Here is a 25,992-nt window from a genome sequence, read left to right as displayed (position 1 = left end):
GCCGCTAACGCGCGCCGGGGTCGGTGCGGCGGGTCCACCACAGGCCCGCCCCGCCGGCCGCGAGCAGCGCGGCCCCGACCGCGCCCAGCGGCAGCACGTCGTCACCGACGCCGGTCGAGGGCAGGTTCTCCTGATCGTTGCCGCCCTTGTCGCCGCCCTTGTCTCCGGCAGGGGCGGCCGGTTTGTTCTCCGTGCCGAGCAGCAGCGGAGTGACCGGCGCGTTGGGCGAGGGACTCGTGGTGCCGAACGGCACCGGGCCCTGCTGCCAGAACGTCTTCTTCGTGTCCCCGCTCTGCACCGGAAGACAGATCTTCCCGGTCTTGTCGAGATCGAATGTCGCGGCGACCTTGTACGACTTCGACTTTCCCGCCGCGAGTTTGTCGATGGCGCAGGAGAATCCGCTGTTGGACCCCTTAGGCAGCTTGTTCTCCGGTATCGCCGTGCAGTTCGGCACATCCTTCACCACGAGCCCGTCGAATCCCACGACGGCCAGGATCACCGGGCCGCTGTCCTTGCTCCCCTGATTTCCGACACTCGCGACCAGATTCCGTGTCTGCCCGGTCGAGTTGTCGGCCGAGATCTTCTCCGGCAGCGTCGTGGTCAGCTTCACGCCCGCGGGCGCCGCGTCCATCGCCTTTCCGCCCTCGCCACTGCCCGGACCAGGCCCGTCGTCCGCGAGCGCGGCGCCCGGCAGCACCATGAACGCCGTCACGGCGGCCGCGCACAGCGACCCGGCGATTTTGATCTGACGTCGTGAACTCATGCTCGTCGTCCCCCTAGGTCTTTCGCTTCCCCCAACCGCGGCCGAATTCGCGGCACTTGAAGAGGTACCACAAGATTTCTCCGCACTATGCTGGGGCGGCGGGAAGCGTCGAAATTGTGTTTCTCTGTGTTTCGGGGGTGCAGTCGATTGCCTGGGAATGCGAGCGGAGGCGTCCAGGGATTACTGGTGGCGTCCCGCTACCGCCTGGACGAATCGATAGGCCAGGGCGGAATGGGACGCGTGTGGCGCGCGGTGGACGAAATGCTCGACCGCCGGGTCGCCGTCAAGGAAATGCGCATCGACGGCCTCGACCCCGAGGACGCCCGCACCCGCCGCGAGCGCACGCTCCGCGAGGCCCGCGCCACCGCCCGCATCGACCACCCAGGGGTGGTGCGCGTCTACGACGTCGTCGACGAGGGCGAACGCCTGTGGATCGTCATGGAGCTGGTCGACGGCCGCTCCCTTGAGCAGGCCCTCGTCGAGGACGGGCCGCTGTCGCCGGACGAGGTCGAGCGGATCGGGCTGAGCCTGGCCGGGGCGCTGCGCCAGGTGCACGCGGGCGGTGTGCTGCACCGGGACATCAAGCCCGGCAACGTACTGCTGGAGAACGTCGGGCAGCGCCGCGTCATGCTCACCGACTTCGGCATCGCCGCGATCCAGGACGCCAAGGCGCTCACCATGGTCGGGATGCTGGTCGGCTCGCCGGACTACATGGCGCCGGAGCGGGTCGCGGGCCGCCCGCAGGGCCCGCCGTCGGACCTGTGGTCGCTCGGGGCGACGCTCTGCGCGGCGCTCGGCGGCAGCTCGCCGTTCTCCCGGGAGACGACCCTCGCGACCCTGCACGCCGTCCTCTACGAGGAGCCGCGGCTGCCGCCCGAGGCGGGCCGCCTCGGCCCGCTCCTCACGGGCCTGCTGGCCAAGGAGCCGCAGGACCGCCCCGACGTCGACACGGTGACCGGGGCGCTGACTCCCGTCGAGACCCGGGAGGTGCGTGAGGTGCCACAGCCCGGGACCCGCACCCTCGACATCGGCCTGCGCCGCCCGGAGCCCGCGCCGCCGCAGCGGCCCCGGCGGGCGAACCGCCGCAGGACGGCCCTCGTCGCGGCCGGGGGAGTGCTGGCCGTGGGCCTCGCGGCGACCCTCGCCCTCACGCTGCCGGACGGCGACCCGCGCGCGGGCGGCTCGACGCCCACGACATCCCGCCCGCCCACCGTCGAGGGCACGTCCCGGCCGCCCACCGCGACCCTCCCCGCGGGCGCGCGGCGGGAGGCGGGGTACGCGTGGGTGCCGCCGAAGGGCTGGGAGCGGGTGGTGAAGACGGCGTCCGAGGTGCACTACACGTCACCGGACGGCACCCAGGAACTCGTCGCCCAGTCGGCCCTCGCGAAGGACGACCTCCTGGCGACGTGGCAGAAGTCCGAACGCGCCGCCCACCAGGGCCAGGACTACAAGAAGCTCCGCCTGACCCGCACCACGTTCCGCGGCCGCCCCGCGGTGGTCTGGGAGTACCTCTTCACCCTGAAGGGCGCCCGCTGGCACGCGGAACTCCTCGGCTTCGACCGCGGAAACAGGTCGTACCAGGTGGGGACGTGGTACCGCCCGGAGGTGGAGGGGCGCGCGAAGGCGACGTACGAAAAGGTGAAGTCGACGTTCACCACGTTCAGCCCCGCCGGCGATTGAGGCGCGGGGTCCGGGGCAGCGCCCCGCGACGCCAACCCCGGCCCCCGCAACACTCACGCCGCCTTCGCCCGCTGCACCTTCTCGCGTACGAGCGCGAACACCACGACGAACGCCGCAACGAGCAGGGAAAGCAGCACCTGCTCCCGCCCGGCGTCGTCCGTCAACATGTACACGAGCACGAACGAGATCATCGCGATCGTCGCCCACGTCAGATAGGGGAACAGCCACATCTTGACGACGAGCTTCTCCGGCTGGTCCCGCAGGATCATCCCGCGCATCTTCAACTGCGTGAAGCAGATGACGAGCCACACGAACAGCGCGACGGCTCCGGAGGAGTTCAGCAGGAAGTTGAAGACGGTGTCCGGCCACTGGTAGTTGAACCAGACGGCGAGGAAGCCGAACACGACGGACCCGAGGATCGCGGCCCGCGGCACACCGCGCGACGTGGTCTTCGCGAACGCCTTCGGCGCGTCACCGCGCTGCCCGAGCGAGAAGGCCATCCGGGACGCGGTGTAGAGCCCGGAGTTCAGGCACGACAGCACGGCCGTCAGCACGATGACGTCCATGACCTGCCCGGCGTGCGGGATGCCGATGGAGTTCAGCGCGGCGACGTAGCTGCCGTCCTTGGTGATCGACGGGTCGTTCCACGGCAGCAGCGTCAGGACGACGAAGATCGAGCCCAGGTAGAAGATGCCGATGCGCCAGATCACGGAGTTCGTGGCCTTGGTGACGGCCTTCTGCGGGTCCTCGGACTCACCGGCGGCGAGAGTGACGATCTCGGAGCCCATGAAGGAGAAGACGACCATCAGCACACCGGTGAGGATCGCTCCGGGCCCCTTCGGGAAGAAGCCACCGGAATCGGTGAGGTGCGAGAACCCGGCGCCCGGGTTGTCGGAGCCCGGCAGCACGCCGAACACGGCGAGCATGCCCACGATCACGAACGCCGCGATCGCGACGACCTTGATCCCGGCGAACCAGAACTCGAACTCTCCGTAGGAGCCCACGGCCGCCAGGTTCACGACGGTGAGCACGACCATCACGATCAGTGCCCAGCCCCACTGCGGGACGCCCGGTATCCAGCCGTTGAGGATCTTCGCGCCGGCGGTCGCCTCCACGGCGAGCACCACGACCCAGAAGAACCAGTACAGCCAGCCGATGGAGAAGCCGGCCCAGCGGCCGAGCGCCTGGTCGGCGTAGGCGGAGAAGGAGCCGGAGGAGGGCCGTGCGGCGGCCATCTCGCCCAGCATCCGCATCACGAAGACGACCATCGCGCCGACGAGGGCGTACGAGACGAGGATGGCCGGGCCCGCGGCCGCGATGCCGGAGCCGGAGCCGACGAACAGGCCGGCTCCGATGACGCCGCCGATGGCGATCATGGACAGGTGCCGGTTCTTCAGCCCTGCCTTGAGTCCGTCTCCGTCGCCACCGGTGGGCGGCGTGCCGGAGGAGGCCCCAGTGGTGGGGGGCGACTGCGTGGTCATGCACGGGTCCTTACGTTTGCGGTAAACGTGCGCTCGCATTCAATGCACCCGGGCGGCCCGATCGGAAGCTTTGAGTCCGGATTGTTGTCAAGGCCACGACCGGCGCCCCGGCGGGCACCCGGAGGCGGCTACCCGGCCCGCCTCGTGCCACACTCGGACCCATGCGCGTGTACCTCGGCTCGGATCATGCCGGCTACGAACTCAAGAACCACCTGGTCGAATGGCTCAAGGCCCACGGCCACGAGCCCGTCGACTGCGGGCCCCACATCTACGACGCCCAGGACGACTACCCGCCGTTCTGCCTCCGCGCCGCGGAGCGGACGGCGGCGGACCCCGACGCCCTCGGCATCGTGATCGGCGGCTCCGGCAACGGCGAGCAGATCGCCGCGAACAAGGTGAAGGGCGTCCGTGCGGCCCTCGCCTGGAGCGAGCAGACCGCTGCGCTCGGCCGTGAGCACAACAACGCGAACGTGATCTCCATCGGTGGGCGGATGCACACGGAGGAGGAGGCGACGAAGTTCGTCGAGATCTTCCTGGCGACGCCGTACTCCCAGGAGGAGCGCCACCAGCGCCGCATCGACATGCTGTCGGCCTACGAGACGTCGGGCGTCCTCCCCGCGATCCCGGCCCACCACCCGCAGCAGGACTGACCCCCTCCGGGGCTGCACCTGCACCGTGGTTGCGCCCCCGGGGCTCCGCCCCGGACCCCGCGCCTCAATCGCCGGCGGGGCTTGATTGGCGCACCTGAATTGCCCACCCGGCGGCGGGTGGGCAATTCAAGCCCCTGCGGCGATTGAGCAGCGGGGTCCGGGGCAGAGCCCCGAGACGTCAACCACGGTTAACCGAGAGGAATCGGCGTGCCTGAGGGTCACACCATCCACCGGCTCGCCCAGGACCACGCCGAGAAGTTCGCCGGCCGCAAGGCCACCGTGAGCAGCCCGCAGGGCAAGTTCTCCGACGCCGCAGCGCTCCTCACGGGTCAAGAGCTCACCCGCACCGAGGCCCACGGAAAGCACCTCTTCCTCGGCTTCGGCGACGACGACGCCTGGATCCACATCCACCTCGGCCTCTTCGGCAAGTACACCTTCGGCGACGCCCCCGCCCCGCCCCCCACGGACACCGTCCGCCTGCGCCTGGCGAACGACACCCACTACGCGGACCTCCGCGGCCCCACCACCTGCGCCCTCATCACGGACGCCGAGAAGCAGGCGATACACGACCGCCTCGGCCCGGACCCGCTGCGCCCCGCCGAGGACCCCGCCAGGGCCTACGCGCGGATCTCCCGCAGCCGCACCACCATCGGCGCGCTCCTCATGGACCAGAAGGTGATCGCGGGCGTCGGCAACGTCTACCGCGCCGAGGTCCTCTTCCGGCACGGCATCGACCCGTACACCCCCGGCAAGAACCTCACCAGCCCCCAACTCGCGGCCATCTGGGACGACTTGGTGGCGCTCATGCACGACGGCGTCCGCGCCAACCGCATCGACACCGTCCGCCCCGAGCACACCCCCGAGGCGATGAACCGCCCGCCGCGCGTCGACGACCACGGCGGCGAGGTCTACGTCTACCGGCGCGCACCGCAGCCCTGCCACCTGTGCGGCACCGAGATCCGCACGGCGGAACTGGCGGCCCGCAACCTCTTCTGGTGCCCGACCTGCCAGCCCACCGGCACGTACTAGAACCGGAGAACTAGAACCCGTGCGGCAGCCACGGCGCGACCGTCGAGCCGAACGCCACCGACGCCTCCACGAGCGCCCCCGGCCGCAGCTCCCGCACCCGCCCGGCTCCTGCCAGCTCCAGCAGTGACGCATCGCCGAGATAGGCCGCGCCCAACTCCCGTACGGACAGGGCGAGATCGGCCGGCTCCTCGGTCCGCTTGCAGGACGCGCCGCCCTTCGCGTCACCCGTGAGCCGCCAACGCCCCTCGTTCCAGGGGCAGAACGCGTCCCGCACCTCGAACACGACGTCCACGGGCGTCAGATACGTACGCGCTTCGAGCGCCTCGCCCACCTCCACCAGACGTACGTGCATCGAGTCGCGCACCCGCACCTCGCACCTCCGGATGTCGGAGACCAGCGAGAACAGCGGATCGTCCACCGGCAGGTTGTCGCACTCCACGGTCTCCGTCAGGTCGATGGAGCACAGGAACCGCCACAGCGCCGCGTACGCCGCGGACTCGACCGCGGTCACCTCGCGCACCAGGACGGTGCTGCGGTCAAGGCCGTGCGCGGACTCCGGCTTCACGTGGAAACGCGCGAACCCGACGGTCTCCCCGCCCAGTTCGGCGACGACGCACTGCAGCGGCGAGGCCCCGCCCCGCTCCTTCTCCGGGTCGAGCAGCGGCAGCCGCTCCCAGCCGGGCAGCCGCCCGAGCATCCCCGGCCGCGTCCCCACGGTCCGCAGATACACGGCCTCGCAGCGCTCGGCGGCCTCCGCCACGTCCACGTACCGCAGCCGCACGTCGTCGGCCCCGGCGGGCGCGTCGACGCTCACCCGCCGCGACTCGATGCGCACCGTCGCCTTGCGGGTCCCCGTCCCGTAGCCGAACCGTCCGTAGATCACGGGCTCGGACGCCGTGAGGACCGCGAGGGGCTCGCCCCACCCTCGTACGTCGTCGAGTTGACGGCGCATCATCTGGGTCAGGATGCCGCGCCTGCGGTGCGTCGCGGCGACGCTGACCATGGTCACGCCCGCCGCGGCCACGAAGGCCCCGCCGGGCACCGAGACGCGGAACGGGAAGGCGCCCGCCGTGCCCACGCACTCGTCGCCGTCCCAGACGCCGATCGAGCGGTCGACAGAGGTCAGCTCCCGGTACAGGCCGCGCTCCTCCGGAGCCTCCGCGATCCCTCCGAAGGCCCGCTCCAGCTTCCCGTACCAGTCGTCCCACTCGTTGTCGCGCAAGGTGCGCAGATCGGTCGCCATACGCCATCCCTACCAGGGCGGGCAGCGACGGGCGAGGGATTTTCCCTCCCGTACGGGAGCTGACGGGCGTGCCCGGAAAGGGGGACAAGTGGGACCTCCCGTGCACAGCCCCGGACCCGGTGGATAAGGTCCACGAACAATGGCGGTACGACGAGAGCGGCGCGGGCGCGGACAGCGCGCGGAAGCCGATACGTTCCCGGCCCGGTTGAGAATGCGCGTGCACCGGGCTCGCACAGCCGTGCGCAAATCCGGGGTGGACTACTTCCGCGGGGACGGTTCGGACTGGATCGCGCTCGTCGGGCTGCTCATCACGATCCCCGTGATCGCCGCGGCCACGATCCTGAACCCCGTCTGGTGCGCGCCCGCCGTCCTGGTCCTGCCGATCGTCGCGGGCGGCCTGCTGCTGCGCCCGGCCAGCCTGCTCGGCCTGTACGCGGCGGCCGCGGCGGCGCTGATCGTGGAGTCGTTCCAGCTCGGCCCCTACACGCAGCGCTCGGCCGGCGTCACGCCCGGCACCGTGCTCACGGTCGCGGCCTGCGGGTTCTTCGGCCTGCTCATCGCCCAGTTCCGCAGCCGGGTCGGCGTGCCCTGGCGGCGCGGCGGAACGATGCTCTTCGACCTGCGCGAGCGGATCCGTACGCAGAGTCGGCTGCCCAAGCTGCCGCCGGGCTGGCACCGCGAGATGGCGCTGCGCCCTGCGGGCGGCCAGTCGTTCTCCGGTGACTTCGTTGTCGCGGCCCGTACGAACAACGGTCGCACCCTGGAGGTCGTCCTCACGGACGTGTCCGGCAAGGGCATGGACGCGGCCTCGCGCGCGCTGCTGCTGGCCGGCGCGTTCAGCGGGCTGCTCGGCTCGCTGCCGCCGCACGCCTTCCTGCCCGCGGCCAACGGCTACCTGCTCCGCCAGGACTGGGACGAGGGCTTCGCGACCTCGATCCATCTCGTCCTGGACCTCGAATCGGGGGACTACGAGCTGTACTCCGCGGGCCACCCGCCGGGGCTTCAGCTCAGCGCGGGCACCGGGCGCTGGGAGGAGAAGGCGGCCGAGGGCCCGCTCCTCGGCGTCTACGACGGGGCCGAGTTCGACGCCACGAAGGGCACCTTGCGCCCCGGTGACGTGCTGATGCTGTTCACGGACGGCCTCGTCGAGACCTCCGACCGGGACATCAGCGAGGGCATCGACCGCCTCACCGGGGAAGCCGACCGGTATGTGACCGGCGGCTTCCACGGTGCGGCCTGGCACCTCATCGAGGCGGTCGCCAAGGACGTCAACGACGACCGGGCGCTGCTGCTGATCTGCCGGGACGCGTGAGGGGACCTACACCCCGGCGCCGACCCGTGGTTCGTCGAGCACCGGTGCCCGTTCCTTGATCGGCAGGATCCGGGCCAGCCACGCGGAGCGGCCCGCGGCCATCGGGCCGAGCACCGCGAGCAGCAGCACGTATCCCGCGATGAACGGCGAGAGCCGTTCGTCGAGCCCCGCGCCCGCGGCCATCGTCGCGAGGATCAGCGCGAACTCGCCGCGTGCCAGCAGGGTGGTGGAGATGTTCGCGGCGGGCCCGGCCCCGAACCCGTAGATCTTCGCCCCGCCGATCCCCGCGAGGACGTTCATGACGAGCGTCAGCGCGACCGCGGCGAGCACGGGCCACAGCACGGTCGGCAGGTCGCCTGGGTCGATGGAGAGCCCGAACCCGAAGAAGAAGATCGCTCCGAAGGCGTCCCGCAGCGGGTGCACAAGGGTGCGGATCCGCTCGCCGGAGGCGGTCGAGCCGAGCATCAGACCGACCATGAACGCCCCGATGGCGTCGGCGACCCCGAACCACTCGGAGACCCCCGCCACGAACACGGCGGTGCCGAGGAACGAGATGACGAGGAGCTCGTCGTCCTTGGTGTTGAAGAGCTTGCCGACGATCCGTGTCCCGAACCGCGCCGCGAGCGCGAGCAGCAGCAGGAACCCGAAGGCCTTGCCGCCGTCGAGCACGGCGGCCGACAGCGAGTCGGCGCCGGACAGGATCGGCTGGAGGGCGGCCAGATACAGGGCGAGGAAGATGTCCTCGACCACGATGATGCCGAGGATCGGCTTGGTCTCGGGATTGCCGAGCCTGCCGGTGTCCACGAGGACCTTGGTGACGATCGCGGACGACGAGATGCCGAGCACCCCGGCGAGGACCAGAGCCTCGGATGTGCCCCAGCCGAGGGCGAATCCGAAACCGAGGCCGGCGCCGACGTTCAGCGCGAGGTACGTCCCTCCGGCGACGGCCATCTTGCGGCCGCCGGTCTTGAGGTCGTCCATGTGGAACTCGAGGCCGAGATAGAAGAGCAGCAGTACGAGGCCGAGCGCGGAGAGCATCTCCAGGTCGTGCGGGTCGGAGAGCAGCACGACGCCCGGTGTGTGGGGGCCGAGGAGTATCCCGGCCAGGATGAACAGGGGAATGGTGGGAAGTCCTATGCGCCCGCCCAGGCGAGCGAGGACGGCGGCGGCGAGAAAGGCGCCGCCCATGGCGATCAAGGTGTCTGCGTGTCCGATGGGCCCGTTCCTCCTTGGTCAAGAGAACGTCAAGAAAGCGTCAATACTTAGCTTACCAAACGACCTGGGTCGAAAGTCCCGAGCGCGTGCGGGAGCCGCGTGAGAGGCTCTGCGGCATGCTCACGCTGACGGAGGTCGAGGCCCTCGCACGCCAGGCCCACCAAGGGCAGAAGGACAAGGCGGGCCGCCCCTATGCGGAGCACCTGGCGGCCGTCGCCGAGGGCACGCGCGCCCGGGGAGGCACCGAGGCCCAGATCGCCGCGGCCTGGCTGCACGACGCGATCGAGGACGACGCGCTCACGGAGGAGTGGCTCGACGCGGCCCCGCTCCCGGCGGAGGCGAAGGCGGTCGTCCGCGCGCTGACCAAGCGCAGGGGCGAGCCCCCGGAGGCATACGCGCGGCGCATCCTCGACACCCCCGGCGCCCGCCTCGTCAAGGAGGCGGACCTGGCCCACAACGCGGATCCGGGCCGCCTCGCCGTCCTCGACGAGGCGACCCGGAATCGCCTGACCCAGAAGTACGCGGGGATGCGCGCGCTGCTGGGGATCGACTGAGTGCTCTCTACGGCCGTAATGGCCCTCCCGAGGCCCTACGGCAGGATCGAGTCCACGTATCCGCCGTCCACCCGCAGCGCGCCGCCGGTCGTGGCGCTCGACAGGTCGGAGGCCAGGTAGACCACCATGTTCGCGATCTCCTCGGGCTCGATGAGCCGTTGCAGCAGGGACTGCGGGCGGTGCTCGCGCATGAAGGCCCGTTGTGCCTCGTCCCAGGGCAGATCGCGGTCGACCAGTTCGTAGACGAAGTCCTCGACGCCGCCCGTGTGGGTGGGGCCCGCGATGACGGAGTTGACCGTCACGCCGCTGCCGGCGGCCTGCTTCGCGAAGCCGCGGGTCACGGAGAGCAGCGCCGTCTTGGACATCCCGTAGTGGATCATCTCGGCGGGGATCACCACGGCCGAGTCGCTCGCGATGTTCTGGATCCGGCCCCAGCCGCGCTCGGTCATGCCGGGCAGATAGTGGCGGATGAGGCGGACCGCGGCCAGCACGTTCACCTCGAAGTAGCGGCGCCACTCGTCGTCGGTGATCTCCAGCGGGTCGGCGGAGCCGAAGATGCCCAGGTTGTTGACCAGGACGTCGATGTGGGGGAGCGCCTCGGCGGCGTCCCGCAGGCCGTCCTCGGTGGTGACGTCGGCCGCCACCGCGACCAGGTCCGCGCCGGGGACCTCGGCGCGGATGCGGGACACGGCCTCGTCGACGCGCTCCCGCGTGCGGCCGTTGACGCCGACGCGGGCCCCGGCGCGGGCGAGGCCCGTCGCGATGGCGGCGCCGATGCCCTGGGTGGATCCGGTGACCAGGGCGGTGCGCCCGTTGAGGTCGATCTGCACGGTCATGGATCCACCCTTACCCGAACCGGGTCAGGCGCGCTGCCTGGCCCGTGCCGTCTCGGTGGCGTCCTTCTTGAACGCCCACGGCATCCTCGGCTCCATGGCGAAGCGGAAGACCCGCTGCACCGGTGGCGTGCACAGGGCGGTGACGACCGCGCCCGCGATGAGGGTGACGGCCACCTCGCCGTACGGGGTGTGTGTCCAGTCCGCGTCGAACCAGCCCCAGAACCGGGAGCCCTTCGCCAGGAACCCGTGCAGCAGATAGCCGTACAGCGTCCCGGCGCCGAGCACCGTGAACCACGTCCTGCGACCCGGCACCCAGGCGAAGAAGCACGCGGTGAGCACGATCGAGCAGCCGAACAGGGCGAGCGTCATGACGACGCCGACCCACCACGGGACACCCAGCTCCTGCGCGCTGTCGCGGTGGTAGAACCACACGGACGTCATCCGCGGGGCCGCCCAGTAGGCGAGCAGGAAGGCGCACACACCGATCGGCACGGACAGGATCCGCACCTCGCGCCGCCGCACGAGCTGGAAGTGCTCGGGCTTCAGGAACAGGCCGAGCACGAAGAACGGCAGGAACTGCAGCACGCGCTGCAGGTCCAGGTCGTCGCCGATGTCGGGGGAGACCGCCGCGAGCACGGCGATGGCGATGGAGAGCGGGATCGGCCAGCGGACGATCTTCCACAGCGGAGTGGTGAGCCGCCAGATGAACAGCGCGACGAGGAACCAGGTCAGGAACCACGGGTCGAGCAGGCTGATCGGATGCGTGGGGTCGTCGTCCGCGTACTTCTTGAAGATGCTGTACGCGACCTCGAAGATCACATACGGCACCGCGACGCCGGTGATGAGGCGCCGCAGCCGGTCGGGCCGCATGTCGAAGCTGCGCGAGAAATAGCCGGAGATGATGATGAACGCCGGCATGTGGAACGTGTAGACGATCTCGTACAGCGCTTCGGCGGTACGGCTGCCGTCGGTCAGTGGTTCCCAGGAATGGCCCATCGCGACGAAGACGATGGCCAGGTATTTGGCGTTGTCGAAGAACGCGTCGCGCTGCTTGGGCTTGGGGGTGTCGGCCGGAGCGGGGGCCGTTTTCTGCTGGGGGGCGACTTCCGCGGCGGGCCGCGCGGTCGGCGGGAGCGGGGTGCGGTGCGAGCCCTGTGGGTGCAGCGAGTTGGTCACAGGCCCTCCCACCAGGAACTCGGGGAGATCGTGGGGGGCCGCACTGCGCCGGTGGGGATGATGGCAGTGTGGAACATCTGAGGCACCTTAGTGGGGCCCCTGTGATTTCGTAAAACCCTCAACTCGATTCCTCCTTGGTGTTTCCAGGTACCCCGTTTGCGCAGAAGTCGACATGAGGTTTGTGCGGTTGTGCCCCATCGGTTTGCCCGCCCTTGGTGAAATGACCGATTCGTCCCGTACCGTTCGGGCGTTAATTGGACATCGCTTTTCCTTGATTTTCCTGTGTGGAAACCAAGGGGAAACTGAGAGAAAGCCTGCAGGCCGTGCCGGCGGCGGGCGCGCCGGCCGGCCGGGACGATAGAAACGATCAAGCCGAAACCCGCCGGTACGTGGCCGACGATGCGTCACGGGCCGCATGGGTGCGCCGGGTTGGTGGCACGATGGTTCTGGCGGGGGGTGCGGCTTCACCCTCCGGGCCGGGAGAGCGGACCGACCTAGGGTGTGATCAGTGTGGCCATTTCGCTGTCAGTGGTGCTGTTGTTGGCGATCGTTCTCGTCGTCCTCATGCGCGGCGGCTCGATCAAGGCTGGGCCCGCCATAGTCGCGGTGCTCTTCGGCTTCTTCCTCGCATCGACCGGAATGGCGCCGGCGATCAACAACTTCCTCAACTCGGTCGCGGACAGCGTCAGCGCGATCAAATTCTGAGGCTGCGGTCCAGGGCGCCCGGCGGAGGCCGCGAAAAAGCCTCCGGCCCGGTCCACGAGGAGTGGATCCGGGCCGGAGGCTTTTCACAAGAGCGGGCGACGGGAATCGAACCCGCGTAGCTAGTTTGGAAGACTAGGGCTCTACCATTGAGCTACGCCCGCACGGCCGTACCGCAGGTCGGTGACCGCGGCACGCAGGCATCGTAGCGGGTCGAGGGCGTCGAGTGCACACCCTCTTTCCGGCGGCCCGCAGCGCGGGAGCCGCACTGCCTGCGGGCATGTACCCTACGTGTCGCACCGACGGGGTGTGGCGCAGCTTGGTAGCGCGTCCGCTTTGGGAGCGGAAGGCCGTGGGTTCAAATCCCGCCACCCCGACCAGCGTTCGGGCGCAGGTCGTGAGACCGCCCCGGGGTTCTCCGAGATCGCATCAAGATCGCATTGTGGGTCAGCAGCGGCGTGCCGTTACTATGCAAGCTGCATGCCCGTGTGTCTCTAAAGCCGGGCAGATCCCAGAAGTCAGCCCCCAAGGAGACCCACCGTGAAGAGCGCCGTCGAGACCCTGAACCCGACCCGGGTTCGGCTCAGCATTGAGGTGCCCTTCGAGGAGCTCAAGGACAGCCTCGACGCGGCGTACAAGAAGATCAACCAGCAGGTCACGGTGAAGGGCTTCCGCAAGGGCAAGATCCCGGCCCGCGTCATCGACCAGCGCTTCGGCCGCGGCGCGGTTCTCGAAGAGGCTGTCAACGACGCGCTCCCGAAGTTCTACACCGAGGCCGTGAACGAGGCGGAGCTCAACGTCCTCGGTCAGCCCGAGGTCGACATCACGGACCTGAAGGACGGCGAGACGCTGAACTTCACCGCTGAGGTCGACGTGCGCCCGACGATCGAGATCCCGGACTACTCCGGCATCGAGGTCGAGGTCGACGCCACCGAGGTCACCGAGGAGGACGTCGACAAGGCCGTCGAGCAGCTGCGCGACCGCTTCGCCTCCACCGCGCCGGTCGAGCGCGCCGCCGAGGACGGCGACGTCGTGACGATCGACCTGGAGGCCAAGGTCGAGGGCGAGGTCCTCGAGGACGGCGTCGCCTCCGGCGTCTCGTACACCATCGGCTCGGGCGAGCTCCTCGACGGCATCGACGACGCCGTCAAGGGCCTGGAGGCCGGTGGCGAGGCCACGTTCAACTCCGAGCTCAAGGGCGGTTCCGCCGAGGGCAAGGACGCCGAGGTCACCGTCAAGGTCACCCAGGTCGCCAAGCGTGAACTGCCGGAGCTGGACGACGAGTTCGCGCAGCTCGCCTCCGAGTTCGACACCCTCGAGGAGCTCAAGGCGGACAGCCGCAAGCGCCTCGAGAACCAGAAGCTGAACGACCAGGCCACCCAGGCCCAGGAGCGCGTCCTCGAGAAGCTGCTCGAGCTGGTCGAGGTCCCCGTCCCGGAGAAGCTCCTCGAGGACGAGGTCCAGACCCGCAAGCACAACCTCGAGAACCACCAGCTCGCCCAGATGGGCCTGAACCTCGAGAAGTTCCTCGAGATCCAGGGCAAGACGGTCGAGGAGTTCGACGCCGAGACGAGCGAGCAGGCCGTCAAGGGCATCAAGACGCAGTTCGTCCTCGACGAGCTCGTCAACAAGGAGAAGCTGAACGTCAGCCAGGAGGAGCTCACCGAGCACCTCATGCGCCGCGCCGCCTCCTCCGGCATGTCCCCCGACCAGTTCGCCCAGGCCGTCGTCGAGGGTGGCCAGGTCCCGATGCTCGTCGGCGAGGTCGCCCGCGGAAAGGCCCTTGCCACGGTCGTCGAGGCCGCCACGGTCAAGGACACCAACGGCGAGGTCGTCGACCTGTCGGACGACGAGGAGGAGACGGAGGAGGCCGCCGAGGCCGCCGCCGAGTCCACCGACTCCGCCGAGGAGAAGAACGAGGCGTAACCGCCCCGCTCGGAACGTGTGACCGAGGCCCCCGGAACCGACGCGGTTCCGGGGGCCTCGGTGCCACGTGCCCCCACGGCGCCGTACCTGCGCTCACAGCGAACAGTTCCATCCGCGGGATTCCCCGGAGGGGGCCGCGCGTTAGGGTCCATGAAGAGAAGGGCAGGGGCGTCCGAGCACGGCCCCCGACCCAGCTAAAGACGCGAGACGGCGCGTAGCCGTCAGAGACGAGCAGGTGGATACGTGACGAATCTGATGCCTTCCGCCGCAGGCGAGCCGTCCATCGGTGGTGGCCTCGGCGACCATGTCTACAACCGGCTGCTCGGCGAGCGCATCGTCTTCCTCGGCCAGCAGGTCGACGACGACATCGCGAACAAGATCACCGCACAGATGCTGCTCCTTGCCGCCGACCCGGACAAGGACATCTTCCTGTACATCAACAGCCCCGGCGGTTCGGTGACGGCGGGCATGGCGATCTACGACACCATGCAGTACATCCCGAACGACGTCGTCACCATCGGCATGGGCATGGCCGCCTCCATGGGCCAGTTCCTGCTGACCGGCGGCTCGGCCGGCAAGCGCTTCGCGCTGCCGCACACCGACATCCTGATGCACCAGGGCTCCGCGGGCATCGGCGGTACCGCGTCGGACGTGAAGATCCAGGCCGAGTACCTGCTGCGCACGAAGAAGCGCATGGCCGAGATCACCGCGCGCCACTCCGGCCAGACCGTCGAGACGATCATCCGTGACGGTGACCGCGACCGCTGGTTCACCACCGAGGAGGCCAAGGAGTACGGCCTCATCGACGAGATCATCACTGCCGCTACGGGCGTTCCGGGCGGCGGCGGCACCGGCGCCTGATCCTCGCGATCACGTCGGCACAGCCAGCCAAGCCCACCCTCACCAGGACGGAACACCGACCATGAACAACTTCCCCGGCAGCGGCCTGTACCAGGGCCCCCAGGTCGACAACCGCTACGTGGTGCCGCGCTTCGTCGAGCGCACCTCGCAGGGCGTGCGCGAGTACGACCCGTACGCGAAGCTCTTCGAGGAGCGCATCATCTTCCTCGGCGTGCAGATCGACGACGCGTCGGCCAACGACGTCATGGCGCAGCTGCTGTGCCTGGAGTCGATGGACCCGGACCGCGACATCTCCATCTACATCAACAGCCCCGGCGGCTCGTTCACGGCCCTCACGGCCATCTACGACACGATGCAGTTCGTGAAGCCGGACATCCAGACGGTCTGCATGGGCCAGGCCGCCTCCGCGGCCGCCGTCCTGCTGGCCGCCGGTACGCCCGGCAAGCGCATGGCGCTGACCAACGCGCGCGTGCTGATCCACCAGCCCTCGGGCGGCACCGGCCGTGAGCAGCTCTCCGACCTGGAGATCGCGGCCAACGAGATCATGCGCATGCGTGCTCAGCTGGAAGACATGCTGGCCAAGCACTCGACGACGCCGATCGAGAAGATCCGCGACGACATCGAGCGCGACAAGATCCTCACGGCCGAGGACGCGCTCGCGTACGGTCTGGTCGACCAGGTCGTCTCGACGCGCAAGATGAACAACGAGGCGATCGCGTAGTCAGCGCTGTATCGTCTGCCGTCCCCTTGGCACGGTTCCCGTCAAAGTGAACCGTGCCAAGGGGGGCCCGAACGGGGGGCCCGGCAAGGTACCGTCGGATACAGGCACCAGGAGCCGCTTGTGCGAGCGTCTCCCAGGCGAAGGGGAAGCACCTCGTGGCACGCATCGGTGACGGCGGCGATCTGCTCAAGTGCTCGTTCTGCGGAAAGAGCCAGAAGCAGGTCAAGAAGCTCATCGCAGGCCCCGGTGTGTACATCTGCGACGAGTGCATCGACCTCTGCAACGAGATCATCGAGGAAGAGCTCGCGGAGACGAGCGAAGTGCGCTGGGAAGAGCTTCCCAAGCCGCGCGAGATCTACGAGTTCCTCGAAAGCTATGTCGTAGGACAGGAAGCCGCCAAGAAGGCCCTGTCCGTCGCGGTGTACAACCACTACAAGCGCGTCCAGGCCGGCGAGAACGGCGGGGCGAACGGGCGGGACGACGCGATCGAACTCGCGAAGTCCAACATCCTTCTCCTCGGCCCGACCGGTTCCGGCAAGACGCTCCTCGCGCAGACACTGGCCCGCATGCTCAACGTCCCGTTCGCCATCGCCGACGCGACGGCGCTGACGGAGGCGGGCTACGTCGGCGAGGACGTCGAGAACATTCTGCTGAAGCTGATCCAGGCGGCCGACTACGACGTCAAGAAGGCCGAGACCGGGATCATCTACATCGACGAGATCGACAAGGTCGCCCGCAAGTCGGAGAACCCGTCGATCACCCGTGATGTGAGCGGTGAGGGCGTGCAGCAGGCGCTCCTCAAGATCCTCGAGGGCACCAGCGCCTCGGTCCCGCCGCAGGGCGGCCGCAAGCACCCGCACCAGGAGTTCATCCAGATCGACACGACGAACGTGCTGTTCATCGTGGGCGGCGCGTTCGCCGGTCTGGAGAAGATCATCGAGTCGCGGGCCGGCGCCAAGGGCATCGGCTTCGGCGCGACCCTGCACTCCAAGCGCGAGCTGGAGGAGAAGGACCAGTTCCAGGAGGTCATGCCGGAGGACCTGGTGAAGTTCGGGATGATCCCCGAGTTCATCGGCCGTCTCCCGGTCATCACCGCGGTCCAGAACCTCGACCGTGAGGCGCTGCTCCAGATCCTCGTCGAGCCGAAGAACGCTCTGGTCAAGCAGTACCAGCGACTCTTCGAACTCGACGGTGTGGAGCTGGACTTCGAGCGCGAGGCGCTCGAGGCCATCGCCGACCAGGCGATCCTGCGCCGCACCGGAGCGCGCGGGCTGCGCGCCATCATGGAGGAGGTCCTCCAGTCGGTGATGTACGAGGTGCCGTCCCGCAAGGACGTGGCCCGCGTCGTCATCACCGCGGACGCCGTCCACTCGAACGTGAACCCGACGCTGATCCCGCGCGACGCCCGTGGCGGCGGCAGCGGCGAGCAGAAGTCGGCGTAGCGGAACGCCAGTCGGCACGAGAAGGGCCCCGGTCGGAGATCCGACCGGGGCCCTTCTCGTGCCGTGGGGGTGCGAGCGTCAGGACTTGACGCGCACCTCGTCGCGGAGCTTCGCCGTCGTGTCGGCGGCCTCGCTCAGCGGCTGCTCCTTCTTGGAGATGATGGCGCCGCTGTCGGAGTACACGATGTACGTGACCGTGCTGTGGTCACCCCAGATGCACATCGGCATCTTGAAGCTCGACGGCACGCCCGCGGTGGAGGAACTGCCGCCGGGCATCTCGTACTTGGCGTTCTGGCACTTCATGACGCCGTTCTTGAAGCCGGCCGGCGTGAACGCCTGGGGCGAGCCCTCGAAGGAGACCTTGGCGCCGCTCGCGGTACCGGCGTCCTCCTTGGACTTCTTCTCCATCTCGGTGAACATCGAGTCGACGACCTTCTCCGGGTCCTCGATCGTGCCGTAGACGCCACCGAAGTTGATCGCCTTGACCGAGGTGCCGGAGCCCGCCTTGTAGCTGGCGCTCACGCTCTTGGGGTCGGTCACGCCCCACTTCTTGGCCTCCGCGAGGTCGCTGTCGCTGAAGGTGCCGCTGCTGGAGGCGTTGGAGCTGCTCTTCTGGTACTCGCCGAGGACCGTGGCCGGCGTCGTCAGCTTGTGCGCGCCGTCGTCCGCCACGGACGAGCCGCTGCCGCTGTCCCCGCCACCGAAGATGAAGTAGCCACCCACCCCGAGCGCCGCCACCACGACGACCGCGCCGATCACGATGCCCAGCACCTTCTTGCTGCCGCCACCGCCGGCGGGCGGCTGCTGCGGGTACTGGCCGTACGGCGCCTGCTGCGGCTGACCGTAGGGGCCCGGCTGCTGGGGCTGGCCGTAACCGCCGGGCGCCTGCGGCTGGCCGTACGGGGCGCCCGGGGGCTGCTGCGGGGGAACGCCCTGGGGCGCCTGCTGCGGCGGCTGCTGCGGGTAACCGTAGCCGGGCTGCGGCGCCTGCTGCGGCTGGCCGTACGGGCCCGGCTGCTGCGGCTGGCCGTAGGGGCCCGGCTGCTGGGGCTGCTGACCGTACGGACCCGGCTGCTGCGGCGGCTGGTTCCCGTACGGGCCCGGCTGGTTGTGGCTCATTGCTGGCGTTCCCTCCCGTTGCTTATGTGCTGCCGACATCCTGACGTACGTGGGTGCGATCCGTTCCACCGGATTCGGTTTCAGTACGAGCTTGTAACCCCTCTAAACTGGCCCCGTGACCGAGAACTCTCAGCAGCAGACGCCAGTGCCCACCTCCGAACTGCCGACCCAGTACGCGCCGGCCGAAGTAGAGGCGCCGCTGTACGAGCGCTGGGTAGAGCGCGGTTACTTCGATGCCGATCCCAAGAGCGAGAAGCCGCCGTACACGATCGTCATCCCGCCGCCGAACGTCACGGGCTCGCTGCACCTCGGCCACGCCTTCGAGCACACGCTGATCGACGCCCTGACCCGCCGCAAGCGCATGCAGGGCTTCGAGACGCTGTGGCAGCCCGGCATGGACCACGCGGGCATCGCCACGCAGAACGTGGTGGAGCGCGAGCTCGCCAAGGAGGGCCTGTCCCGTCACGACCTGGGCCGGGAGGCGTTCGTCGAGCGGGTCTGGCAGTGGAAGGCCGAGTCCGGCGGCCAGATCGCCGGTCAGATGCGCCGCCTCGGTAACGGTGTGGCGTGGAGCCGCGACCGCTTCACCATGGACGAGGGCCTGTCCCGCGCCGTCCAGACCGTCTTCAAGAAGATGTTCGACGACGGCCTGATCTACCGCGCCGAGCGCATCAGCAACTGGTGCCCGCGCTGTCTGACGGCCATCTCGGACATCGAGGTCGACTACCAGGACGACGACGGCGAGCTCGTCTCCATGAAGTACGGCGAGGGCGAGGACACCATCGTCGTCGCGACCACGCGCGCGGAGACGATGCTGGGCGACACCGCGGTCGCCGTCCACCCGGACGACGAGCGGTACGCGCACCTCGTCGGCAAGCGGATCAAGCTGCCGCTGACCGGCCGCACGATCCCCGTCGTCGCGGACACGCACGTCGACCCGGAGTTCGGCACGGGCGCCGTCAAGGTGACGCCTGCCCACGACCCGAACGACTTCGCGATCGGCCAGCGCCACGACCTCGAGGCCCTTGAGGTCCTGGACGAGCGCGGCGTCATCACCGCGCACGGTCCCTTCGAGGGGCTCGACCGCTTCGAGGCGCGCTCCGCGATCGTCGCCGCGCTGCGGGCCGAGGGCCGGATCGTCGCCGAGAAGCGCCCGTACACGCACTCGGTCGGGCACTGCTCGCGGTGCAAGACGACGCTGGAGCCGCGGCTCTCGCTGCAGTGGTGGGTCAAGGTCGAGACGCTCGCCAAGTCCGCCGGCGACGCGGTCCGCGACGGCCGGGTGAACATCCACCCCGCCGACCTGTCGCAGCGCTACTTCGACTGGGTCGACAACCTCAACGACTGGTGCATCTCGCGCCAGCTGTGGTGGGGCCACCGCATCCCCGTCTGGCACGGTCCGAACGGGGAGACCGTGTGCGTCGGCCCCGACGAGCAGCCGCCGAGCGGCGAGGGCTGGCACCAGGACACCGACGTCCTCGACACCTGGTTCTCCTCCGGCCTGTGGCCCTTCTCCACGCTGGGCTGGCCGGAGCAGACCGAGGACCTGGCCAAGTTCTATCCGAACTCGGCCCTGGTCACCGGCTACGACCTGATGTTCTTCTGGGTCGCCCGGATGATGATGTTCGGCCTGTACGCGATGGACGGCGAGGTTCCCTTCAAGACCATCGCCTTCCACGGCATGGTCCGCGACGAGCACGGCAAGAAGATGTCGAAGTCCTTCGGCAACGCGGTCAACCCGCTGGACTGGATGGACACCTACGGCTCCGACGCGCTGCGCTTCACGCTCGCCCGCGGCGCCAACCCGGGCATCGACGTCCCGATCGGCGAGGACTGGGTCCAGGCGTCCCGGAACTTCGCCAACAAGATCTGGAACGCGACGCGCTTCGCGCTCATGAACGGCGCGACGGTCGAGGGCCCGCTGCCGGAGCCGTCCGAGATGACGGCGACGGACCGCTGGATCCTCTCCCGCCTGAACAAGACGGTCGCCGAGGTCGACGCGTTCTACGACGACTACCAGTTCGCGAAGCTCTCCGACTCGCTCTACCACTTCGCGTGGGACGAGGTCTTCGACTGGTACGTCGAGCTGTCGAAGACGACGTTCATGGCGGGCGGCGAGCCGGCGAAGGTGTCGGGCCGGGTCCTCGGCGAGGTCCTGGACGTCATGCTGCGCCTGCTGCACCCGGTCGTCCCGTTCGTCACGGAGACGCTGTGGACGACGCTCACGGGCGGCGAGTCCATCGTGATCACCGACTGGCCGAAGGACAGCGGCTTCCGCGACGAGGCCGCCGAGCAGGAGATCGCGACGCTCCAGCAGGTCGTCACCGAGGTCCGCCGCTTCAAGGGCGACCAGGGCCTCAAGGCGGGCCAGCGCGTCCCGGCCCGCCTCTCCCTGGACGGCACGTCGCTCGCCGCGCACGAGCCGGCCATCCGCCAGCTGCTGAAGCTGCAGCCGGAGGGCGAGGGCTTCACGGCCACCGCCACGCTGCCGGTCGCGGGCGCCGAGGTGGCGCTCGACCTGTCCGGCGCGATCGACGTGGCGGCCGAGCGCAAGCGCCTCGCCAAGGACCTCGCCACCGCCGAGAAGGACAAGGCGGCCTCCGAGGGCAAGCTGGGCAACGAGGCGTTCCTCGCCAAGGCCCCGGACCACGTGGTCGACAAGATCAAGGGCCGCCTCGCCAAGGCGGACGAGGACATCGCCCGGATCCAGGCGCAGTTGGACCGGCTGCCGCAGGCCTGACCGTACGTGCCCGAGGGCCCCCGGAACCGCAGGGTTCCGGGGGCCCTGCCGCGTTCCGGGCGGGCGGTACGAGATGCCCGGACGTGCCCGGCCGAGGTATTAAAGGGACGTACCGGGCGCGCAGTCACGGAGGGACGGAGCTCCATGCACGACGAGGCCGACGGGCCGGCGACGAGCGGCGCGGCGACGACCGTCGCGGGTCGGCGTCTCGGTCGCCTCTGGTCGCACCTGGAGCGCTGGCGCGGCACCCCGCACGCCGTCGACCTCGTCACGGCCGCCGGCTGCTTCGCCCTGATGGGCCTGGACATCCCGGGCCTCGCCAGGGCGGACAACGCGCTCAACGGGACGTCCGCCACGCTCGTGCTCGCCCTCGGCGCCGCGACGCTGCTGTCGCGCCGGCGCGGGCCGTGGGGGCCCTGGCTGTCGTTCGCCGTCGGGATGGTCTTCCTCGGCTGGCTGCACGATGTGACCCTGATCCAGTTCGCCCTGTACTCCGTGGCCCGCTACCGGGGCCGCAACTCCGGCGTCCTCGCCTGCTGCCTCTACCTCCTCTGGGCCTGCGCCGCGTACGCGCTCTTCGAATGGCCCGCGCACCGGGGCGGCGAGAGCGTCAGCCAGTTCCTCGCCCTCGCCGTGCCCATCGGGGTGCTCGCCACCGGCGTCGGCATCGCCGCGCGCCGCATCGACCTCGTTCGCGCCCTGGAGGCCAAGGGCGCCGAGACCGCGCTGCTCCAGGCCGTGCAGCAGGAGCGCTCCGACGTCGCGGGCGACGTGCACGACTTCGTGGGCCGCGAGCTGACGATGCTGTCGGTGCGGGCGGAGGTGCTGTCGCGGCGGGCCCGCGGCGAGCGCTGGGAGTCGGACTTCGACGAGCTGTCCGAGACGGCGCGGCGGGCCCATCTGCTGCTCAACGAGATCGTCGTGCGCCGCGGCAGCGGGGGCGGCACGCCGACCCCCGGCCTCGACGCGCTGCCCCGGCTCGCCGAGGAGAGCGCGGCGGCCGGCAGCGAGGTCTCCGTCGACGTGGACGCCGCCGCCCGCGCCCAGTCCCCGCTGCGCCAGGCCGCCGTCTACCGCGTCGTCCAGGAGTGCCTCACGAACGCCGCGAAGCACGCCCCGGGCCGCCCGGTGACCGTCACGGTCGCGGTCGCGGCGAACCGCCTCCACGTCACGGTCGCCAACCCGCTGCCGACGGACGCCCCCGCCCTGGCCCCGGTCTCGGCGGGCACCGGCACGGCCGGCATGGAGGAGCGAGTCCTCTCCCTGGGCGGCACATTCAGAGCAGGCCGGACCGACTCGGCCACCTACGAGGTCGAAGCAACCTTCCCGGCAAGGACGTAGGCAGGTGCTTTTAGGGGCGCGGGGAACTGCGCAGAAGAACGCGACCACAGCAACACCGCACCCACCAGACAGACCCGGTTACGCCGCCAGCATCCGCTGCAAGCCGTCGAAGTCGTCCACGCACTTTCCGCACCCCAGCGCCACGCTGTCCAGCGGGTCGTCCGCGACGAACACCGGGATCCCCGTGCCGGAGGCGATCCGCAGGTCGAGCCCCGGCAGCAGCGCGCCCCCGCCGGTCAGCACGATCCCGTGCTCCATCACGTCCCCCGACAGCTCCGGAGGACACTCCTCAAGCGTCGCCTTCACCGCGGCGATGACCGCCTCCACGGGCTCGTCAAGGGCCGCCCGCACCTCGCGCACCGTCAGCTCGACCGTCTTCGGCAGGCCCGCCACCTTCTCCCGTCCCCGCACGGTGAACGCCCGCATCTCGAACGCCTCCTCACCGGGCACCGGCCACGCCGAGCCGATCGCGACCTTGATGTCCTCGGCCGTGCGCTCGCCGATCAGCAGCCCGTGCTCCTTGCGCACGTAGTCCGTGATCGCCTCGTCGAAGCGGTCGCCGCCGACCCGCAGTGACTGCGAAGTGACCACGCCGCCAAGGGAGATGACGGCCACCTCGCTCGTGCCGCCGCCGATGTCGACGACCATGGACCCGCGCGGATCCGCGACCGGGAGCCCCGCCCCGATCGCCGCCGCCATCGGCTCCTCGATCAGGTGCACGGTCCTCGCCCCGGCCCGTTGCGCCGCGTGCTCGATGGCCCGCCGCTCCACGGGCGTGACCCCGCTCGGCACGCACACCACCATGCGGGTACGGGGGCGGCGCCCCGGGACCGCCTTGCGGACGAAGTGCCGGATCATCGCCTCGGCCGCCTCGTAGTCGCTGATCACGCCGTCCCGCAGCGGCCGGATCGCGGTGATCGAGCCCGGTGTGCGCCCGATGGTCTCCTTCGCCTCGCTGCCCACGGCGAGCACGTCGCCGCGCCCGCCGCCCTTCCCCGACTTGCCGTTCGGCTTCCCGGCCGCCTTCACGGCGACGACCGAGGGTTCGTTCAGCACGATGCCCTGACCGCGCACGTAGAGAAGGGTGTTGGCGGTGCCGAGATCGATGCCTATGTCCATGATCAGCAAGTTTGCCGGGCGGTGGGCCGTTCCGGAGGGACCAAGGTCCCGAAACGGACAGGTCGAAGGTCCCGAACCGGGACGTCGGGTGGCGTCGGGCGCGCTGTCGGTGGACCTCCGTAGACTGGCGTGTGTGAGTGACCTCCCCCCGCGCGACAGCAGCGACCACGGATTGCCCGACAACCCCGACGACGCCGATCAGTTCGAAGAGATCGTCGGCGAAGAGACCACCCGCGACCCCGACCTCGCGGTGATCGAGGCGGGCAGCCGCACCCTGCGCACCCAGTCGGCCCCGCCGCAGGGCGACGGGATCCCGGCCCGCCCGCAGGACCCCGAGGTGGAGAAGGCGCTGCGGGTGGTGGAGGCCGAGCTCGCCACGCGCTGGGGCGAGACGAAGCTGGAGCCGTCCGTGTCGCGCATCGCGGCGCTGATGGACGTGCTGGGCGAGCCGCAGAAGGCGTACCCCTCGATCCACATCACGGGGACGAACGGCAAGACGTCCACGGCCCGCATGATCGAGGCCCTGCTCACGGCCTTCGACCTGCGCACCGGCCGGTACACCTCGCCGCACGTCCAGTCGATCACCGAGCGCATCAGCCTGGACGGCGCCCCGATCGACCACGAGCGCTTCATCGAGACGTACGACGACATCAAGCCGTACGTCGAGATGGTCGACGCGCAGCAGGAGTACCGCCTCTCCTTCTTCGAGGTGCTGACCGGCATGGCCTACGCGGCCTTCGCCGACGCCCCCGTCGACGTGGCGGTCGTCGAGGTCGGCATGGGCGGCAGCTGGGACGCGACGAACGTGATCGACGGATCGGTCGCGGTCATCACCCCCATCGACCTGGACCACACCGACCGGCTCGGTGAGACGCCCGGCGAGATCGCCGGCGAGAAGTCCGGGATCATCAAGCAGGACGCCTCCGTGATCATGGCGCAGCAGCCGGTGGACGCGGCGCAGGTGATCCTGAAGAAGGCCGTGGAGGCGGACGCGACCGTGGCCCGCGAGGGCCTGGAGTTCGGCGTCGTCCGCCGCGAGGTCGCCGTCGGCGGCCAGTTGGTGACGCTGCGCGGGCTCGGCGGCGAGTACGAGGACATCTTCCTTCCGCTGCACGGCGCGCACCAGGCGCACAACGCCGCGGTGGCGCTCTCCGCCGTCGAGGCGTTCTTCGGCATCGGCTCGGAGCACGCGCGCCCGCTCGACATCGACACGATCCGCACGGCGTTCGCCTCGGCCACCTCGCCGGGCCGCCTGGAGGTCGTGCGCCGCTCGCCGACGGTCGTCCTCGACGCCGCGCACAACCCGGCGGGCGCCCGCGTCACCGCCGAGGCGATCGGCGAGGTCTTCGACTTCAGCCGCCTCATCGGTGTCGTCGGCGCCAGTGGCGACAAGAACGTACGGGGGCTCCTGGAGGCCTTCGAGCCGATCTTCGCGGAGGTCGTCGTCACGCAGAATTCCAGCCATCGCGCCATGGACGCCGACGAACTGGCGGGCATCGCGGTGGAGGTCTTCGGGGACGAGCGCGTCCAGGTCGAACCCCGCCTCGACGACGCCCTCGAGGCCGCGATCACGCTCGCCGAGGAAGAGGGCGAGTACGCGGGCGGGGGAGTGCTCGTCACCGGTTCCGTCATCACGGTCGGCGAGGCCCGGCTGCTCCTGGGGAAGGGCTGACCGCCGTGCGTATTCTCTGTTCCTCGACGCTGCTCGCCGAGTTCTTCGTCATCGGCTTCGCCGGGCTCGTCGCCATGAAGGACCCGGACCTGTCGGCCACGCTCGTGTGGACGGTGAGCGGCGTCGCGATGCTGCTCAGCGTGCTGCTGTGCGGCATGGTGACGCGGCCCGGCGGCGTACAGCTCGGCTGGGCGCTGCAGATCGCCCTGATCATCAGTGGCTTCTTCGTCCCGGTGATGTTCTTCCTCGGCGCCTGCTTCGCGGGTCTGTGGTGGGCCTCGGTGCACTTCGGCCGCAAGGTCGACGAGGCGAAGGCCCGCTGGGCGGCGCAGGCCGAGCAGGCCTGAGCCGCCCGCCCGCCTGCCGGGGCGGTGGTCACGCCCTGTAACCTCGGGCGTCACCGCACACCT

General features: G+C 69.9%; 22 protein-coding genes and 2 tRNA genes. 15 read left to right on the top strand and 9 right to left on the bottom strand.

The window, feature by feature from the left end; translation table 11 throughout:
* Nucleotides 1–4 precede the first annotated feature (4 nt).
* Entirely contained in the window at nt 5–763 is a 759-nt protein-coding gene (locus ACZ7L4_RS17660; RefSeq protein ID WP_472103431.1) for an LPXTG cell wall anchor domain-containing protein, read from the bottom strand.
* Nucleotides 764–949: 186 nt separating this feature from the next.
* Between ACZ7L4_RS17660 and ACZ7L4_RS17655 the strand changes: the two genes are divergently transcribed.
* Nucleotides 950–2,443: a serine/threonine-protein kinase gene (locus ACZ7L4_RS17655; RefSeq protein WP_472103429.1), complete on the top strand. Its 1,494-nt coding sequence runs from the start codon at nt 950–952 to the stop codon at nt 2,441–2,443.
* A gap of 53 nt (nt 2,444–2,496) precedes the next feature.
* Here ACZ7L4_RS17655 and ACZ7L4_RS17650 read toward each other — a convergent pair whose 3' ends face one another.
* The gene (locus ACZ7L4_RS17650; RefSeq protein ID WP_472103427.1) at nt 2,497–3,924 is read right to left on the bottom strand and encodes an amino acid permease; all 1,428 of its coding nucleotides are present in this window, start codon (nt 3,922–3,924) and stop codon (nt 2,497–2,499) included.
* 161 nt (nt 3,925–4,085) lie between these two features.
* Here ACZ7L4_RS17650 and ACZ7L4_RS17645 point away from each other — a divergent pair, with 161 nt between their 5' ends.
* Nucleotides 4,086–4,574, top strand: a complete 489-nt coding sequence (locus ACZ7L4_RS17645) for a ribose-5-phosphate isomerase (RefSeq protein ID WP_472103425.1) — start codon at nt 4,086–4,088, stop codon at nt 4,572–4,574.
* Between the two features lie 207 nt (nt 4,575–4,781).
* Nucleotides 4,782–5,603, top strand: a complete 822-nt coding sequence (locus ACZ7L4_RS17640) for an Fpg/Nei family DNA glycosylase (RefSeq protein ID WP_472103423.1) — start codon at nt 4,782–4,784, stop codon at nt 5,601–5,603.
* 10 nt (nt 5,604–5,613) lie between these two features.
* Here the strand turns inward: ACZ7L4_RS17640 and ACZ7L4_RS17635 are convergent, their stop codons facing one another.
* Nucleotides 5,614–6,846, bottom strand: coding sequence for a GNAT family N-acetyltransferase (locus tag ACZ7L4_RS17635; protein ID WP_472103421.1), 1,233 nt, complete (start codon nt 6,844–6,846; stop codon nt 5,614–5,616).
* A gap of 139 nt (nt 6,847–6,985) precedes the next feature.
* Here ACZ7L4_RS17635 and ACZ7L4_RS17630 point away from each other — a divergent pair, with 139 nt between their 5' ends.
* On the top strand, nt 6,986–8,158 hold the full coding sequence (locus ACZ7L4_RS17630; RefSeq protein WP_472103419.1) for a SpoIIE family protein phosphatase: 1,173 nt from the start codon (nt 6,986–6,988) through the stop codon (nt 8,156–8,158).
* Nucleotides 8,159–8,164: 6 nt separating this feature from the next.
* Here ACZ7L4_RS17630 and ACZ7L4_RS17625 read toward each other — a convergent pair whose 3' ends face one another.
* Complete coding sequence (locus ACZ7L4_RS17625) at nt 8,165–9,346, bottom strand: cation:proton antiporter (RefSeq protein WP_472103417.1); 1,182 nt, start codon at nt 9,344–9,346, stop codon at nt 8,165–8,167.
* A 143-nt stretch (nt 9,347–9,489) separates the two neighbouring features.
* On the opposite strand from ACZ7L4_RS17625, the gene ACZ7L4_RS17620 reads away from it, so the two are divergent.
* Nucleotides 9,490–9,927, top strand: coding sequence for an HD domain-containing protein (locus ACZ7L4_RS17620; RefSeq protein WP_472103415.1), 438 nt, complete (start codon nt 9,490–9,492; stop codon nt 9,925–9,927).
* Between the two features lie 35 nt (nt 9,928–9,962).
* Here ACZ7L4_RS17620 and ACZ7L4_RS17615 read toward each other — a convergent pair whose 3' ends face one another.
* Both ACZ7L4_RS17615 and ACZ7L4_RS17610 read right to left on the bottom strand, forming a co-directional pair.
* Nucleotides 9,963–10,757, bottom strand: a complete 795-nt coding sequence (locus ACZ7L4_RS17615) for an SDR family NAD(P)-dependent oxidoreductase (protein WP_472104046.1) — start codon at nt 10,755–10,757, stop codon at nt 9,963–9,965.
* A gap of 30 nt (nt 10,758–10,787) precedes the next feature.
* Nucleotides 10,788–11,939 carry an acyltransferase family protein gene (locus ACZ7L4_RS17610; RefSeq protein ID WP_472103413.1) on the bottom strand — a complete coding sequence of 384 codons (1,152 nt, stop codon included), beginning with the start codon at nt 11,937–11,939 and terminating at the stop codon, nt 10,788–10,790.
* 510 nt (nt 11,940–12,449) lie between these two features.
* Between ACZ7L4_RS17610 and ACZ7L4_RS17605 the strand changes: the two genes are divergently transcribed.
* Nucleotides 12,450–12,644 (top strand): hypothetical protein, encoded by a 195-nt coding sequence (locus ACZ7L4_RS17605; protein ID WP_399230785.1) that lies wholly within the window; start codon nt 12,450–12,452, stop codon nt 12,642–12,644.
* A 90-nt stretch (nt 12,645–12,734) separates the two neighbouring features.
* On the opposite strand, the gene ACZ7L4_RS17600 is transcribed toward ACZ7L4_RS17605, so the two are convergent.
* Nucleotides 12,735–12,805: transfer RNA gene (locus ACZ7L4_RS17600), tRNA-Gly, on the bottom strand.
* A 139-nt stretch (nt 12,806–12,944) separates the two neighbouring features.
* Between ACZ7L4_RS17600 and ACZ7L4_RS17595 the strand changes: the two genes are divergently transcribed.
* The 5 genes from ACZ7L4_RS17595 (at nt 12,945) to clpX (ending at nt 17,591) form a co-directional block, all read left to right on the top strand.
* A tRNA-Pro gene (locus ACZ7L4_RS17595) sits at nt 12,945–13,021 on the top strand.
* A 160-nt stretch (nt 13,022–13,181) separates the two neighbouring features.
* The gene (gene tig, locus ACZ7L4_RS17590) at nt 13,182–14,567 is read left to right on the top strand and encodes a trigger factor (RefSeq protein WP_472103411.1); all 1,386 of its coding nucleotides are present in this window, start codon (nt 13,182–13,184) and stop codon (nt 14,565–14,567) included.
* 255 nt (nt 14,568–14,822) lie between these two features.
* Nucleotides 14,823–15,428, top strand: coding sequence for an ATP-dependent Clp protease proteolytic subunit (locus ACZ7L4_RS17585; protein ID WP_422411426.1), 606 nt, complete (start codon nt 14,823–14,825; stop codon nt 15,426–15,428).
* A 61-nt stretch (nt 15,429–15,489) separates the two neighbouring features.
* The gene (locus ACZ7L4_RS17580) at nt 15,490–16,149 is read left to right on the top strand and encodes an ATP-dependent Clp protease proteolytic subunit (RefSeq protein ID WP_266719658.1); all 660 of its coding nucleotides are present in this window, start codon (nt 15,490–15,492) and stop codon (nt 16,147–16,149) included.
* A gap of 155 nt (nt 16,150–16,304) precedes the next feature.
* Complete coding sequence (gene clpX, locus ACZ7L4_RS17575; RefSeq protein ID WP_385767265.1) at nt 16,305–17,591, top strand: ATP-dependent Clp protease ATP-binding subunit ClpX; 1,287 nt, start codon at nt 16,305–16,307, stop codon at nt 17,589–17,591.
* 78 nt (nt 17,592–17,669) lie between these two features.
* Here clpX and ACZ7L4_RS17570 read toward each other — a convergent pair whose 3' ends face one another.
* Nucleotides 17,670–18,710, bottom strand: a complete 1,041-nt coding sequence (locus tag ACZ7L4_RS17570) for a hypothetical protein (RefSeq protein ID WP_472103409.1) — start codon at nt 18,708–18,710, stop codon at nt 17,670–17,672.
* 115 nt (nt 18,711–18,825) lie between these two features.
* Here ACZ7L4_RS17570 and ACZ7L4_RS17565 point away from each other — a divergent pair, with 115 nt between their 5' ends.
* Nucleotides 18,826–21,450 carry a valine--tRNA ligase gene (locus tag ACZ7L4_RS17565; RefSeq protein ID WP_472103407.1) on the top strand — a complete coding sequence of 875 codons (2,625 nt, stop codon included), beginning with the start codon at nt 18,826–18,828 and terminating at the stop codon, nt 21,448–21,450.
* Between the two features lie 144 nt (nt 21,451–21,594).
* Nucleotides 21,595–22,791, top strand: a complete 1,197-nt coding sequence (locus ACZ7L4_RS17560) for a sensor histidine kinase (RefSeq protein ID WP_472103405.1) — start codon at nt 21,595–21,597, stop codon at nt 22,789–22,791.
* A 78-nt stretch (nt 22,792–22,869) separates the two neighbouring features.
* On the opposite strand, the gene ACZ7L4_RS17555 is transcribed toward ACZ7L4_RS17560, so the two are convergent.
* Complete coding sequence (locus ACZ7L4_RS17555; RefSeq protein ID WP_472103404.1) at nt 22,870–23,910, bottom strand: rod shape-determining protein; 1,041 nt, start codon at nt 23,908–23,910, stop codon at nt 22,870–22,872.
* 133 nt (nt 23,911–24,043) lie between these two features.
* Between ACZ7L4_RS17555 and folC the strand changes: the two genes are divergently transcribed.
* Together folC and ACZ7L4_RS17545 are read left to right on the top strand one after the other, a co-directional pair.
* Nucleotides 24,044–25,582 carry a bifunctional tetrahydrofolate synthase/dihydrofolate synthase gene (gene folC, locus ACZ7L4_RS17550; protein ID WP_472103403.1) on the top strand — a complete coding sequence of 513 codons (1,539 nt, stop codon included), beginning with the start codon at nt 24,044–24,046 and terminating at the stop codon, nt 25,580–25,582.
* A gap of 5 nt (nt 25,583–25,587) precedes the next feature.
* Nucleotides 25,588–25,929 (top strand): DUF4233 domain-containing protein, encoded by a 342-nt coding sequence (locus tag ACZ7L4_RS17545; RefSeq protein WP_450816840.1) that lies wholly within the window; start codon nt 25,588–25,590, stop codon nt 25,927–25,929.
* Nucleotides 25,930–25,992: the final 63 nt, after the last annotated feature.

The organism is Streptomyces sp. NPDC107575 (assembly GCF_055657265.1).
The sequence above is the reverse complement of the archived record's forward strand: the minus strand, read 5'-3'. Positions and strand labels throughout refer to the sequence as shown.

Excerpts from the sequence above, each read along its gene's own strand:
- ACZ7L4_RS17660 (WP_472103431.1), bottom strand. The coding sequence starts at position 763 with ATGAGTTCACGACGTCAGATCAAAATCGCCGGGTCGCTGTGCGCGGCC.
- ACZ7L4_RS17585 (WP_422411426.1), top strand. The coding sequence starts at position 14,823 with ATGCCTTCCGCCGCAGGCGAGCCGTCCATCGGTGGTGGCCTCGGCGAC.
- ACZ7L4_RS17570 (WP_472103409.1), bottom strand. The coding sequence starts at position 18,710 with ATGAGCCACAACCAGCCGGGCCCGTACGGGAACCAGCCGCCGCAGCAG.
- ACZ7L4_RS17620 (WP_472103415.1), top strand. The coding sequence starts at position 9,490 with ATGCTCACGCTGACGGAGGTCGAGGCCCTCGCACGCCAGGCCCACCAA.
- ACZ7L4_RS17560 (WP_472103405.1), top strand. The coding sequence starts at position 21,595 with ATGCACGACGAGGCCGACGGGCCGGCGACGAGCGGCGCGGCGACGACC.
- ACZ7L4_RS17555 (WP_472103404.1), bottom strand. The coding sequence starts at position 23,910 with ATGGACATAGGCATCGATCTCGGCACCGCCAACACCCTTCTCTACGTG.
- ACZ7L4_RS17630 (WP_472103419.1), top strand. The coding sequence starts at position 6,986 with ATGGCGGTACGACGAGAGCGGCGCGGGCGCGGACAGCGCGCGGAAGCC.
- ACZ7L4_RS17635 (WP_472103421.1), bottom strand. The coding sequence starts at position 6,846 with ATGGCGACCGATCTGCGCACCTTGCGCGACAACGAGTGGGACGACTGG.
- ACZ7L4_RS17645 (WP_472103425.1), top strand. The coding sequence starts at position 4,086 with ATGCGCGTGTACCTCGGCTCGGATCATGCCGGCTACGAACTCAAGAAC.
- ACZ7L4_RS17650 (WP_472103427.1), bottom strand. The coding sequence starts at position 3,924 with ATGACCACGCAGTCGCCCCCCACCACTGGGGCCTCCTCCGGCACGCCG.
- ACZ7L4_RS17580 (WP_266719658.1), top strand. The coding sequence starts at position 15,490 with ATGAACAACTTCCCCGGCAGCGGCCTGTACCAGGGCCCCCAGGTCGAC.
- ACZ7L4_RS17625 (WP_472103417.1), bottom strand. The coding sequence starts at position 9,346 with ATGGGCGGCGCCTTTCTCGCCGCCGCCGTCCTCGCTCGCCTGGGCGGG.